Genomic DNA, 11889 nt, shown 5'->3' with positions numbered 1-11889 from the left:
CACCGATCACGACCTCCGCCGTCTCGAGGCGCCGCCGCCGTCGTGGCTGGACGTGGACGATCGTCACGGTCGCGGTGCTCGCGGTGTATCTCTTCCCCGTCTACTGGATGATCTCGGCATCCCTCCAGCCGCAGGCGAACTCGGCCGACACCGCGTGGTTCCCGACCTCGCCCGGTCTTGGCGGGTACCAGATGGCCCTGGACGACGCGGGGATCGGTGGCCTGCGGGTGTCGATCCTGGTCTCGGCTGGGCTCGGTGCTCGTGACCCTGCTCGTCGCGATCCCCGCGGCGTACGCGCTCAGCCGGCTGAGGTCTCGGGCTGTGAGCATCGCGCTGATCCTCCTGCTGCTGGCACAGATGATCCCGAGCGTCGTGCTGGCGACTTCCTTCTACGCGATGTTCAACTCGTGGGGTCTGCTCAACACGTTCATCGGACTCATCCTCGCCAACTCCACCGCCGGAGTGCCCTTCGCGGTGATCGTCATGCGCGCGTTCATGCTCCGGCTCGACACCGAGGTGATCGAGGCGGCCACCGTCGACGGCCTCGGGCCTGTGGGCACGCTGTGGCGCATCGTCGTGCCGCTGTCGCGCAACGCGATCGTCACGGCCGGCGTGTTCGCGTTCCTCTTCAGCTGGGGCGATCTGCTCTTCGGCCTGACGCTGGTGAACCGCAACGAGATGTACCCCATCTCGGTGCTGATCCTCGCGCTGTCGAACTCGAACCTGAACACGTGGGCAGCGACCATGGCGGCATCGCTCATCGCCAGCGTGCCCGCTCTCGTGGTCATCCTCGCGGCGCAGCGTCACGTCAAGGCGGGGCTGACCGCCGGCTCCGGCCGCTGAGCGCGGGCGCTCTCACCCCACACGTAGACTTGTCGATCGTGAGCGAACGCGTCCTGGTCAACCAGCTGAAATCCCTCCCCGCCGGCGCCGTCGAGGTGTCGGGATGGGTCGAAACCGTGCGCGATCAGAAGAAGGTGCAGTTCGTCGTGCTCCGCGACGAGACGGGTGCCGTGCAGCTGGTCAACCCGGCCACCCGCCCGTCCGAGGACGCCACGGATCAGGATGCCGCCGCCCTCGCGCTCACCGAGATGATCGGCGCCCTCGCGACCGGCACGTTCCTCACCGTGCGCGGTGAGCTGAAGCACGACGAGCGCGTCAAGCTCGGCGGCGTCGAGATCAAGGTCGGCGAGCTGGTCATCGCCGCCGCGGCCAACCCCGAGACCCCCATCGCCGCCGACAGCAGCCCCGACAAGCGCATGGACTGGCGCTTCATCGACCTGCGTCAGCGCCGCAACAACCTCATCTTCCGCGTGCAGACGACGCTCGAGCACGCCATGCGCACGTACTGGGTCGAGCGCGACTACATCGAGGTGCACTCCCCCAAGCTCATGGCATCCCCCTCGGAGTCGAACGCGGAGCTGTTCGAGGTGCCCTACTTCGAAGACAAGACGGCCTACCTCGCGCAGAGCCCGCAGTTCTTCAAGCAGATGGCGCAGGTCGCCGGCTTCGGCAAGATCTTCGAGATCGCTCCCGCCTTCCGCGCCGACCCGTCCTTCACCAGTCGTCACGCGACCGAGTTCACCTCGATCGACGCCGAGATCAGCTGGATCGACTCGCACGAAGACGTCGCGCGCATGCAGGAGGAACTCCTGCACACGGCCTTCCAGGCCGTCGCCGACAAGCACGGCGCCGAGATCCAGGAACTGTTCGGCGTCGAGGTCCAGGTGCCGACGCTGCCCTTCCCGCGCATCCCGCTCGCCGAGGCGCGCGAGATCGTCGCGGCTCGCGGCTACGAGATCCCCCGCACCGACGGCGACCTCGACCCCGAGGGCGAGCGCCAGATCGCGGCCCACGTGGCCGAGACGTACGGGCACCAGTTCGTGTTCATCACCGACTACCACCCCGAGATCCGCGCGTTCTACCACATGCGCGACGAAGAGACCGGGCTGACCAAGTCGTACGACCTGCTCTTCAACGGCGTCGAGATCACCACCGGCGCGCAGCGCGAGCACCGCGTCGACGTGCTCATCGAGCAGGCGAAAGAGAAGGGTCTCGACCCCGAGCACCTCGACTTCTACCTCGACTTCTTCCGCTTCGGCGCCCCGCCACACGGCGGTTTTGGCATGGGTCTCGCGCGCGTGCTGATGCTCCTGCTCGGCGAATCCTCGATCCGCGAGGTCACCTACCTGTTCCGCGGCCCGACCCGCCTCGCCCCGTAAGGTTCGAGCGACCGACGCCCGGGGTTCACTCCCCGGGCGTCGTCACGTCATAAGGGGCTCGTACCGTCGGCGCATGACCACCGTGCGCTCCGTGGACCCGCCGCCCTCGACCGGCGACTCCGCGCGGGCGGGGTGGGCGATCTCCCTGCAGGGCGTGCGCCGTTCCCGCGCGGGCAATCCCGTGCTGCGTGACATCGACCTCGAGATACGGCCGGGCGAGATCATTGCCTTCGTCGGCCCGATCGGGTGCGGAGCCTCGACGCTGCTGCGCGCGGTGACGGGCGCCGAGCGTCCCGACGCCGGAGTCATCACCGTCGACGGGCGCGCGGGGGCGGCGGCTCCGCGGATACCGGAGGTCCGTGACCGCACCCCCGTCGCGCGATTCGGCCGCGTGGGCACCTCGATCGCCGCCATGGCGCGGCGAGTGGGACGACCGGATGCCGAGGCCGAGGCGACCCGCCTGGCGCAGGTCGTGGGTCTCGGGGCGCTGGACAAGCTCGTGCACCGGCTCGCGCACGGCGACCGCCAGCGTTGGGCTCTCGCACGTGCTCTGGCGACCGGTCCCGGAGCCCTCGCGCTCGACGATCCTCTCGCCGCGCTTCCGACCGCGGCGCGGGCCGAGACGCGCGACCGGGTCGTGCACGAGCTCCGCGCGCGCCGGGTGACGACGCTCTGGGTCACGCGCGACACGGCCGAGGCCGCGGCCGTGGCCGATCGCCTGGTCGTCATGGATCGAGGCCGCGTCATCGCCGCGGGGTCTCCGGACGAGCTCTACACGCGCGTCGACGACGCCGTGGTCGCCGAGGTACTCGGCCCCGTCAACGCTGTGCCGGGTATCGTCGATGGCTCGATCGTCGAGGTCTGGGGCCGAGAGGTGCCCCTCGCCCGCCCCGCTGCCGACGGTCACTGCGAGGTCATCGTGCGCCCCGAGAACGTCCTGGTCATCGGATCGGACGACCCCGGGATGGATGCCGTCGTCGAGGCGACGACGTTCCTCGGCAGCGCGCGGCGATCCACCGTCCGCACCTCCGACGGCGTTCAGGTCGTCGTCGAGCACCCGTCCGAGCTCCGCTTGGACCCGGAAGATCACATCCGCGTCGCTCTCGCCCCGGCGCCCGCGACGATCCGACCGATCGGCTGAAACCCGGCTCTCGACGACCGGCCGCGCCCTGAGCGCTCGAGCTCTAGGCGGGGTAGTCGACGCAGGCGCGCTCGGCGACGACGGAACGCACGAAGCCGACAACCTCTTGGTGTGCGGGGTGCACCTGGTAGCGCTCGAGGGCCTCGGCATCCGCGAACTGGCTGACGAGGGCGACGTCCCAGTTGGTCTGCGGGGAGACCACGTTGCGCCCGATCTCGAGGTGCTCGATCTCGTCGATGACGTCGCGCAGCCCGAGCAGGCGTTCTTCGATCTGCTCGGCGTGCAGCGCACGCGTGTCGGCGTCGTCGGCGGCCAACTTCCAGAGGACGATGTGTCGGATGCTCACGCGCGGGTTCCTTCGGTGTCGGCAGCCAACAGGGTGGTGCGCAGTCGGTCGGCCGAGACGCGCCAGTGCGCGTGAAGCTCTCCGTCGATGAGGACGACGGGGATCTTCTCCCACCACTTCTCGGAGAGCGCGGCGTCATCCGCGATGGAGGCACGGTCGATGACCACGCGGTCCGCCACGTCGGAGGGGAGCTCGGCGACGACCGTCTCGACGATCTGCTCGGCGACCTCGCAGAGGTGGCAGTCGGGCTTACCGATCAACGTGAGGGTCGTCACGTATTCATCCTACGAGGACGAAAGGTGAGATCAGACCTCGACGTCGTAACCCGCGGCGATCCACTCGCCCGTGCCACCCTCGACGTTGGTGGCGTCGTGGCCACGCGCCGAGAGAGCCTCGACCACGCGCGCGGAGCGCCCGCCCGCCTGGCAGATGACGTCGAACGGCTCGGCGGGGATCTCGTCGAGGTGGTCACCCAGCGTCGACATGGGGATGTTCACGGCACCGGGGACGTGTCCCGCGGCGAACTCGTGCTCCTCGCGCACGTCGATGAGCGGACGATCGCGACCGGCGCGCAGCTCGGCGATGGTGATGGACTGCATGCTTTCCTCCGAAGAGCGGATCTGGCGGGCGCATACACGAAGCGCCCGTCGCATCGGACAGGCGCTCGGTGTGGTGGCCGCTTACTTCTTGTTGCGGCGCTGGTGACGAGTCTTGCGAAGCAGCTTGCGGTGCTTCTTCTTCGCCATGCGCTTACGGCGCTTCTTGATGACAGAACCCACGGAAAACCTCACTAAGTCGGGGTCTGGGTGCCGATGTCGGCCCCCGGGAACAGCAGGCGTTGGAAAAAAGCCTCGGATCAGTCTAGCCGACGTCGGACACCGGGCGTTGCACGGCCTCGGCGACCGCCGACTCCGGCACACGATAACTGCGTCCGAAGCGCACGGCGGGCAGTTCGCCGGCGTGCACCAGACGGTAGACCGTCATCTTCGAGACGCGCATGAGCTCGGCGACCTCCGCGACCGTGAGGAAGCGCATGTCGGGAAGCTCTGCCATCGTTCACCCTTCGTCCAGGGTGGACTCACCCTTCGATGCTGGACACTCTAGGGTCTGGGTGCGACGGCTGTAAACCTATGTGACCACTGTGACTCGCGTATGCGAATCACCGTCCGGGCAGTTTGCGGAATGCGGTCGTCACCGAGTGCTTCACCGAGGCGGCCGCGCGGCCCACGACCTCGGCGTAGTGCATCGCCGATTCCGGAAGAGCCGGCTCGTTCTCGGCATCCACCGAGAAGAACGGCACCAGCCAGTCGTCGACCTCGTCGAGCGGGGCGACGGCCAGGCTGTAGTACCGGTGCTGCCCCTCCTCGCGAACCGTGACGAGCTGGGCCTCCCTTAGCACCTTCAGGTGCTTCGACACGGTCGGCTGGCTCACACCGAGCGCCGACACGATCTGCGACACGCTCGTTCCGCGCTCGCCACCGGTCGCCCGCTCCAGGAGCAGCTGAAGGATGTCGCGACGCGTTCCGTCAGCGATCACGTCGAAGATGTCCGCCATGGCATTAGGTTAGCCGCGCCCCCGCCCGAGTACCATGATTCGGGTTCGGGCACCGAAGGGAGCGGCGCATGGCAGCGACGCCGAATGAGGTGCGCCTGTCCGTGCGCGCTCGACGCATGGCGGCCGAGGCATGGGACCGGCTGCGGAATCTGACGACGTCATCGCCGGCGCGATTCGCGGTCCTCGTCTTCGTCGCGCTCATCCTTCTCTTCACCGCGCTGTTCTCGCTCCCCCAGGCCTCGGCGAGCGGACAGCGCACGCCGTTCGCCGATGCCCTCTTCACCGCGGTCTCGACGATCTGCGTGACCGGCCTGTCGACGGTGAACATGTACACGCACTGGTCGCCGCTCGGCCACGTCATCACGTACATCGGCGTGAACGTCGGTGCGTTGGGTGTCCTCACCCTCGCGTCGATCCTGGGTCTGGTGATCTCGAAGCGGCTGGGCCTGCGGGCGAAGCTCATCGCCGCGGGCGACAGCAACCCACTGCGCGCCCACGGCGGCCCGGTCAACGAGGGCCAGACGGTCCGCCTCGGCGAGGTCGGCCAGCTTCTGCGGACCGTCGCCCTGTCGACCCTCGTGATCGAGGCGGGGCTCACGGTCCTCATCTACCCGTCACTCGTGATCGGCGGCATCGACCCCTTCGTCGCCCTGTGGGAGGCGCCGTACTACGCGGCGATGGCCTTCACCAACACGGGCTTCGTCCCGAATGCGGACGGACTCACGCCGTTCGCACAGGACTACTTCCTGCTCTCGGTGCTGATGCTGGGCGTCTTCCTCGGGTCGATCGGCTTCCCGGTCATCTTCACGCTGTGGCGTCATTACTGGCGATTCCGACTGTGGTCCCTGCACGCGAAGCTCACGATCATCACCACGGTGATCCTCTTCTTCGCCGGGGCTGGCGTCATTCTGCTGCTGGAATACGACAATCCCCTGACCTTCGGAAGCATGGACGCGTGGGACACGACGTTCCAGGCCTTCTTCCTCTCCGCGATGACGCGGTCCGGCGGCTTCTCGGTCATCGACATCGGCGACCTCAATGGAGCGACCCTGATCGTCGGGTCGATGCTCATGTTCGTCGGCGGGGGCTCGGCATCCACCGCCGGCGGAATCAAGGTCACGACCCTCGCGGTCCTCGCCCTCGCGGTGTTCTCCGAGGCCAAGGGACGTCCCTCGGTGCAGGCCTTCGGTCGACGCATCCCCAGCGATGTGCAGCGGGTCGCCCTCTCGGTCGTGGCGTGGGGGGCGACGATCGTCGCGATCTCGACGGTGACGATCAGCCGGATCACCGACGCGCCGATCGAGCACGTGCTCTTCGATGTGATCTCGGGGTTCGCCACGGTGGGCCTGTCGACGGGCCTGACCGCCGAGCTTCCCGACCCCGCCGTCTACGTTCTCGCCGTGACCATGTTCATGGGACGCATTGGTACTGTGACACTCGCCGCCGCGGTCGCGGCCTCGTCTCGATCGCAGCTGTACGCGCTGCCCGTCGAAAGGCCCATCGTTGGTTGAACGCATCCGCAGTGACGCCCCGGTCCTGGTGATCGGCCTCGGGCGGTTCGGTGCCGCGTGCGCCGGAGAACTCGATCGCCTGGACCGCGAGGTGCTCGCGGTCGACGGCAACCTCGAGCTCGTGCAGAAGTGGTCGGAGCGCGTGACCCACGCGGTCCAGGCCGATGCCCGCAACATCGACGCGCTGCGTCAGATCGGTGCGCAGGACTTCCAGGTGGCGGTCGTCGCCGTGGGCTCGCTCATCGAGGCATCCGTCCTCATCACCGCGAACCTCGTCGACCTGAAGGTTCCGCAGATCTGGGCGAAGGCCGTTTCGCAGTCGCACGGCAAGATCCTCGCTCGCGTGGGCGCGAACCACGTCATCTACCCCGAGGCAGAGGCCGGCGAGCGCGTCGCGCACCTGGTGAGCGGACGCATGCTCGACTTCATCCGCTTCGACGACGACTTCGTCCTCGCCAAGATGTACCCGCCCAAGCTCATCCGCGGCGTCGGTCTCAATCAGTCCGGTGTCCGCACGAAGTACAACGTGACGGTCGTCGGGGTGAAGAGTCCCGGCCGCCCGTTCCGCTACGCCGAGGCCGACACCGTCGTCACCAACCACGACCTCGTGATCGTGTCGGGGACGAACTCCGACATCGAGCGCTTCGCCGCGCTCGACCGCTGACGCTCTGGCGTCGTAAGCGCGGCTGCGCGGCCGGAGCGAGGGCGCGAGCGCGCGGCGATCCGCGCCGCGACGACGCCCCACCCCCACACATAAACGCTCGCCGCTCACAGAAACACGTGCTGCACGCGTTTCTGTGAGCGAACGGCGTTTATCGCGCGTCAGTTGCCCGCCGCGAGCTCTTTCGCACGAGCGAGCGCCGCTTCGGCCGCCGTCGTGAAGGTGTCGTCGAGCCTCGCGTCCTGCAGAACCGCGATGGCGCGTTCCGTCGTGCCCTTGGGACTCGTCACGCGGCGGCGGAGTTCAGCGGGATCGACATCCGACGCGGCCATCAGCGCGGTGGCTCCGATGAAGGTCTCTTCGGCGAGCATCCGCGCCTGGGCGTCGTCGAACCCCATGCGAACGGCTGCCTTCGTGAACTCCTCGACGAGGAGGAAGACGTAGGCGGGCCCGGAGCCCGAGATCGTCGACAGAGCGTCGATCTGCGCCTCGGGAACCTCGAGCACGGCCCCCACCGTCTCGAACAGCGCGCGGACGACGGCGACGTCGTCGGCGGATGCCGCCGGGCCGGCAGCGAGGCCGGTGACGCCCTTCCCCACGAGCGACGGCGTGTTCGGCATCGAGCGCAGCGTGGCCACCTCGGCGCCGAGGTGCTTCGCGAACGTGTTGAGAGTGACCCCGGCGGCGAGGCTGACCACCACGGCGCCCGGACGGAGGTGAGGAGCGATCTCGTCGAGCAGGTCGGGGACCATGACCGGCTTCACGCCGATGAGAACGATGTCGGCGGATGCCACGGCCGCGGTGTTGCCACCCGAAGCCGCCTCGAGGGCGACACTCGTGACCCCCTCGAGCTCGGCGAGCTCCGCGGCCTTCGCAATCGAGCGGTTGGTCGCGGTGACGCCACCGCCCGTCAGCCCGGCCGCGACGAGACCGCGGAGGATCGCTCCTCCCATCGAGCCGGCGCCGAGGATCGCGATCGGGGGCAGAGAGGTCGTGGCATCCGTCATGTCCGACAGTCTACGAAGGGCGTCGATCCGCTCCCAGGCAACCCCGAGTGCGACCGACAGGGGTGGGCGTTAGAGTCGGATCGCGGGCGTACCGGGGCACCCGCGAGCGACACGGAGGACCCTCTCATGACACTCTTCGACGGCATCAGCGCGCGTCTCGTCGACACCGACCGCCTCAGCGTGAACGTGCTCGAGAGGACCGGCGACGACCCCGCGACGTCGCCCGAGCACACGGTCGTGTTCGTGCACGGAAACGTGTCGTCGTCGCTGTTCTGGCAGGAGATCATGCAGGACCTCCCCAGCGACCTGCGCGTGCTCGCGATCGACCTGCGCGGGTTCGGCGGCACCGAGCACATGCCCGTCGACGCCACGCGCGGCGTCCGCGACTTCAGCGACGACGTCCACGCCGCCCTCGAGGCCCTCGGCATCCCCACCGCGCACCTCGTCGGATGGTCGATGGGCGGCGGAGTGGTGATGCAGTACGCGCTCGACCACCCCGTGCTGTCGCTGACGCTGCAGTCCCCCGTCTCGCCGTTCGGCTTCGGCGGCACGCGCCGCGACGGCTCGCGTCTCACCGACGATGACGCCGGCACCGGTGCGGGCGGCGCCAACCCCGACTTCGTCCAGCGCCTGACCGACCGCGACACCACCGACGAGGCACCCACATCGCCGCGGTCGGTGTTCCGATCGGGATACGTCGCTGCGGGCTACGCGAGCGAGAACGAGGACGTGTGGATCGAGTCGATGCTGTCGACCTCGACCGCCGGCGGCAACTACCCCGGCGATGCCGTGGCGAGTCCGAACTGGCCGGGGTTCGCCCCCGGGACCATCGGCGTGCTCAACACCATGGCCCCGAAGCACTTCGACGTCTCGGGGATCGTCGACCTCGCCGAGAAGCCGCCGATCCTCTGGATCTACGGCACCGCGGATGCCATCGTCTCCGACGCGTCGTTCTACGACCTCAACCACCTGGGTGCTCTCGGCGTCATCCCCGACTGGCCCGGCGAAGACGTCGCCCCCGCGCAGCCGATGGTGTCGCAGACCCGCGACGTGCTCGCCGCGTACGCCGCCAAGCGCGGAGAGGTCACCGAGGTTCCGGTGGAGGGAGCCGGTCACGCCGCCCACCTCGAGCGCCCGGCCGCGTTCCGCCAAGCCCTGCTGACGCACATCGGCTACGTCGGGCGCCCCGCCGACCCCGCGCCTCCCACCGAGGCGATCATCCTGCGCTCCGCCGACTGACGCTCGCCCCGAAAGGCCACCGTGGAATACTGCCTGTTCACCGAACCCCAGCAGGGCTTCTCGTACGACGATCAGCTCGCTTTCGCCCGCTCCGCGGAGAACCACGGCCTGGACGGGTTCTTCCGTTCCGACCACTACCTCCGCATGGGGGAAGGCGACCCGCGTCCCGGCCCCACCGACGCCTGGACCACGCTCGCCGGTCTCGCCCGCGAGACCTCTCGCATCCGGCTCGGCACCCTGGTGTCGTCGGTGACCTATCGGGTTCCCGGGATCCTCGCGATCCAGGTCGCCCAGGTCGACGCGATGTCGGGCGGACGTACCGAGCTCGGACTCGGCACGGGCTGGTTCGAGCGCGAACATGCCGCGTACGGCATCCCTTTCCCCACCAAGCGGTTCGACCTGCTCGAGGAGCAGCTCGCGATCGTCACGGGCCTGTGGGCGACTCCGGATGCCGAGACCTTCACCTTCGAGGGTGAGCACTACCGCCTCGACGAGGCGCCTGCCCTGCCGAAGCCCGTGCAGGAGCGGGTGCCCGTGATCGTCGGCGGCGGCGGGCCGAAGCGCACGCCGGCGCTCGCGGCGCGCTACGCGACCGAGTTCAACATCGGCTTCGTCGCCGAGGACGTCGTCGCCGAGAAGTTCACGGTGGTCCGCGCCGCGTGCGAGGACATCGATCGCGACCCCGCGTCGCTCAAGCTGTCGGTCGCGCTGCCCACGATCATCGGAGCGGACGACGCCGAGATCGAGCGACGGTTGGCGGCGATCGGTCAGTCCCGGGAGCAGTTCGACAACGGGGCGAACATCATCGGGACGCCGGACGAGGTGATCGAGAAGGTCGGCCGTCTCCGCGAGCTCGGAGCGAGCCGCGTGTACTTCCAGCTGCTCGACCTCCGCGACGTCGATCACGCCGATCAGATCGGCACCGACGTCGTCCCGCATCTTCCGCGCTGACGCCCGGGCGGCCGCGTCAGCCAGGGCGTCAGTCGACGCGTCCGTCGGCGTCGCGCCGCACGTCGAAGAAGGACTGCAGGCGCTCGGATGCCTCCCGCTCGGCAACCCCGCCGACCACCTCGACCCGGTGCGGCAGACGCCTGTCGCGCAGGACGTCGTACACGGATCCGGCGGCGCCGGCCTTGGCATCCCACGCTCCGAAAACGACCCTCGGAACGCGCGCCTGCAGCACGGCTCCCGCGCACATGACGCAGGGTTCGAGGGTGACGACGAGCGTGCAGCCGGCGAGGTGCCAGGTGCCGAGGGCCTCCGCCGCGCGGCGCAGCGCGACCACCTCGGCGTGGGCGGTCGGGTCGTGGGTCGCCTCGCGGAGATTCCGGCCCTCCGCGCGCACGGTCCCCGACGCGTCCATCACGACGGCACCGACCGGGACGTCGCCCTCGGCGGCGGCGGCGTCGGCGAGCACCAGTGCGCGGCGCATGGCCGAGATGTCGAGGGCGGTGGGGGTCACGCGGGCTTCCGGATTTTGCAGGCGGAGTCGTCGCGATCAAGCGACTAGCCTTGAGCCTATGCGTGTCCACGTCGCCGATCACCCGCTCATCACCCACAAGCTGACCGTGCTGCGCGACGAGCAGACCTCGTCGCCCGTCTTCCGTCAGCTGACCGAAGAGCTCGTGACCCTGCTGGCCTACGAGGCGACGCGCAACGTCCGGGTCGAGACGATCGAGATCAAGACCCCGGTGACCCTCACCGAGGGCGTCAAGATCAGCGAGCCCCGCCCCATCGTCGTGCCGATCCTGCGCGCCGGTCTCGGCATGCTCGAGGGCATGGTGAAGCTCCTTCCCACCGCCGAGGTCGGCTTCCTCGGCATGGTGCGCGACGAGGAGACGTTCCAGCCCACCACGTACGCCGAGCGCCTGCCCGACGACCTGAGCGACCGTCAGTGCTTCGTGCTCGACCCGATGCTCGCCACCGGCGGGTCGCTCGGTGCCGCAATCAAGTTCCTGTTCGCGCGCGGCGCGCAGGACGTCACCGCCATCTGCCTGCTCGGCGCCCCCGAGGGCGTCGCGGCGATCGAGAAGCAGGTCGAGGGCCACGACGTCACGCTCGTGCTGGGTGCTCTCGACGAGCGCCTCAACGAGAAGGGCTACATCGTGCCCGGTCTCGGCGACGCGGGCGACCGCCTGTACGGCACCGCCTGACGCGGGGTCTCTCCCGCGGCGGGGTCGCACCCGGCGGGTTCACCACCCCCCCCC

The 11889-nt window shown here is 69.1% G+C and carries 16 protein-coding genes; 8 read left to right on the top strand and 8 right to left on the bottom strand.

Annotated features, from left to right (window positions below):
• Positions 1-255: 255 nt before the first annotated feature.
• From QE388_RS09925 to QE388_RS09915, 3 genes are all read left to right on the top strand, one after another.
• Entirely contained in the window at positions 256-843 is a 588-nt protein-coding gene (locus QE388_RS09925) for a carbohydrate ABC transporter permease (protein WP_307385068.1), read from the top strand.
• A gap of 38 nt (positions 844-881) precedes the next feature.
• Entirely contained in the window at positions 882-2222 is a 1341-nt protein-coding gene (gene aspS / locus QE388_RS09920) for an aspartate--tRNA(Asn) ligase (RefSeq protein ID WP_275801707.1), read from the top strand.
• Between the two features lie 73 nt (positions 2223-2295).
• Entirely contained in the window at positions 2296-3363 is a 1068-nt protein-coding gene (locus tag QE388_RS09915; protein WP_307385066.1) for an ABC transporter ATP-binding protein, read from the top strand.
• A 43-nt stretch (positions 3364-3406) separates the two neighbouring features.
• Here QE388_RS09915 and QE388_RS09910 read toward each other — a convergent pair whose 3' ends face one another.
• The 6 genes from QE388_RS09910 to QE388_RS09885 all read right to left on the bottom strand — a co-directional run bounded on the left by QE388_RS09910 (position 3407) and on the right by QE388_RS09885 (position 5264).
• Positions 3407-3709: a Dabb family protein gene (locus tag QE388_RS09910; protein ID WP_275801710.1), complete on the bottom strand. Its 303-nt coding sequence runs from the start codon at positions 3707-3709 to the stop codon at positions 3407-3409.
• Complete coding sequence (locus tag QE388_RS09905; protein ID WP_307385064.1) at positions 3706-3984, bottom strand: glutaredoxin family protein; 279 nt, start codon at positions 3982-3984, stop codon at positions 3706-3708. Before QE388_RS09905 ends, QE388_RS09910 begins: the two co-directional genes overlap by 4 nt.
• 30 nt (positions 3985-4014) lie before the next feature.
• Entirely contained in the window at positions 4015-4308 is a 294-nt protein-coding gene (locus tag QE388_RS09900) for a rhodanese-like domain-containing protein (RefSeq protein ID WP_058613839.1), read from the bottom strand.
• Between the two features lie 81 nt (positions 4309-4389).
• Positions 4390-4488: a 30S ribosomal protein bS22 gene (locus tag QE388_RS09895; RefSeq protein WP_003792170.1), complete on the bottom strand. Its 99-nt coding sequence runs from the start codon at positions 4486-4488 to the stop codon at positions 4390-4392.
• A gap of 82 nt (positions 4489-4570) precedes the next feature.
• Complete coding sequence (locus QE388_RS09890; protein ID WP_013585406.1) at positions 4571-4762, bottom strand: helix-turn-helix domain-containing protein; 192 nt, start codon at positions 4760-4762, stop codon at positions 4571-4573.
• 106 nt (positions 4763-4868) lie between these two features.
• Positions 4869-5264, bottom strand: a complete 396-nt coding sequence (locus QE388_RS09885; protein WP_275801713.1) for a helix-turn-helix transcriptional regulator — start codon at positions 5262-5264, stop codon at positions 4869-4871.
• 68 nt (positions 5265-5332) lie between these two features.
• Here QE388_RS09885 and QE388_RS09880 point away from each other — a divergent pair, with 68 nt between their 5' ends.
• Positions 5333-6775, top strand: coding sequence for a TrkH family potassium uptake protein (locus QE388_RS09880; protein ID WP_373426613.1), 1443 nt, complete (start codon positions 5333-5335; stop codon positions 6773-6775).
• Complete coding sequence (locus tag QE388_RS09875; RefSeq protein ID WP_013585403.1) at positions 6768-7439, top strand: TrkA family potassium uptake protein; 672 nt, start codon at positions 6768-6770, stop codon at positions 7437-7439. Before QE388_RS09880 ends, QE388_RS09875 begins: the two co-directional genes overlap by 8 nt.
• Before the next feature lie 158 nt (positions 7440-7597).
• On the opposite strand, the gene proC is transcribed toward QE388_RS09875, so the two are convergent.
• Positions 7598-8443, bottom strand: a complete 846-nt coding sequence (gene proC, locus QE388_RS09870) for a pyrroline-5-carboxylate reductase (RefSeq protein ID WP_307385061.1) — start codon at positions 8441-8443, stop codon at positions 7598-7600.
• A 126-nt stretch (positions 8444-8569) separates the two neighbouring features.
• Here proC and QE388_RS09865 point away from each other — a divergent pair, with 126 nt between their 5' ends.
• Positions 8570-9682: an alpha/beta hydrolase gene (locus QE388_RS09865; protein WP_307385059.1), complete on the top strand. Its 1113-nt coding sequence runs from the start codon at positions 8570-8572 to the stop codon at positions 9680-9682.
• Between the two features lie 21 nt (positions 9683-9703).
• A complete protein-coding gene (locus tag QE388_RS09860) occupies positions 9704-10633 on the top strand; it encodes an LLM class F420-dependent oxidoreductase (protein WP_307385057.1) in 930 nt (309 codons plus the stop codon).
• Positions 10634-10661: 28 nt separating this feature from the next.
• Here QE388_RS09860 and tadA read toward each other — a convergent pair whose 3' ends face one another.
• On the bottom strand, positions 10662-11114 hold the full coding sequence (gene tadA, locus QE388_RS09855) for a tRNA adenosine(34) deaminase TadA (RefSeq protein ID WP_307387107.1): 453 nt from the start codon (positions 11112-11114) through the stop codon (positions 10662-10664).
• 88 nt (positions 11115-11202) lie between these two features.
• On the opposite strand from tadA, the gene upp reads away from it, so the two are divergent.
• Positions 11203-11835, top strand: coding sequence for a uracil phosphoribosyltransferase (upp, locus tag QE388_RS09850; protein ID WP_013585398.1), 633 nt, complete (start codon positions 11203-11205; stop codon positions 11833-11835).
• Positions 11836-11889 lie beyond the last annotated feature (54 nt).

This window comes from Microbacterium sp. SORGH_AS_0969, assembly GCF_030818255.1.
Classification (GTDB): domain Bacteria; phylum Actinomycetota; class Actinomycetes; order Actinomycetales; family Microbacteriaceae; genus Microbacterium.
This window is presented reverse-complemented; position numbering and strand designations above follow the sequence as displayed.

What these genes read in the sequence shown, in the direction of transcription:
- QE388_RS09915 (WP_307385066.1), top strand. Translation starts at nt 2,296, where the DNA reads ATGACCACCGTGCGCTCCGTGGACCCGCCGCCCTCGACCGGCGACTCC.
- QE388_RS09900 (WP_058613839.1), bottom strand. Translation starts at nt 4,308, where the DNA reads ATGCAGTCCATCACCATCGCCGAGCTGCGCGCCGGTCGCGATCGTCCG.
- QE388_RS09890 (WP_013585406.1), bottom strand. Translation starts at nt 4,762, where the DNA reads ATGGCAGAGCTTCCCGACATGCGCTTCCTCACGGTCGCGGAGGTCGCC.
- QE388_RS09885 (WP_275801713.1), bottom strand. Translation starts at nt 5,264, where the DNA reads ATGGCGGACATCTTCGACGTGATCGCTGACGGAACGCGTCGCGACATC.
- QE388_RS09880 (WP_373426613.1), top strand. Translation starts at nt 5,333, where the DNA reads ATGGCAGCGACGCCGAATGAGGTGCGCCTGTCCGTGCGCGCTCGACGC.
- proC (WP_307385061.1), bottom strand. Translation starts at nt 8,443, where the DNA reads ATGACGGATGCCACGACCTCTCTGCCCCCGATCGCGATCCTCGGCGCC.
- QE388_RS09865 (WP_307385059.1), top strand. Translation starts at nt 8,570, where the DNA reads ATGACACTCTTCGACGGCATCAGCGCGCGTCTCGTCGACACCGACCGC.
- tadA (WP_307387107.1), bottom strand. Translation starts at nt 11,114, where the DNA reads ATGCGCCGCGCACTGGTGCTCGCCGACGCCGCCGCCGCCGAGGGCGAC.
- upp (WP_013585398.1), top strand. Translation starts at nt 11,203, where the DNA reads ATGCGTGTCCACGTCGCCGATCACCCGCTCATCACCCACAAGCTGACC.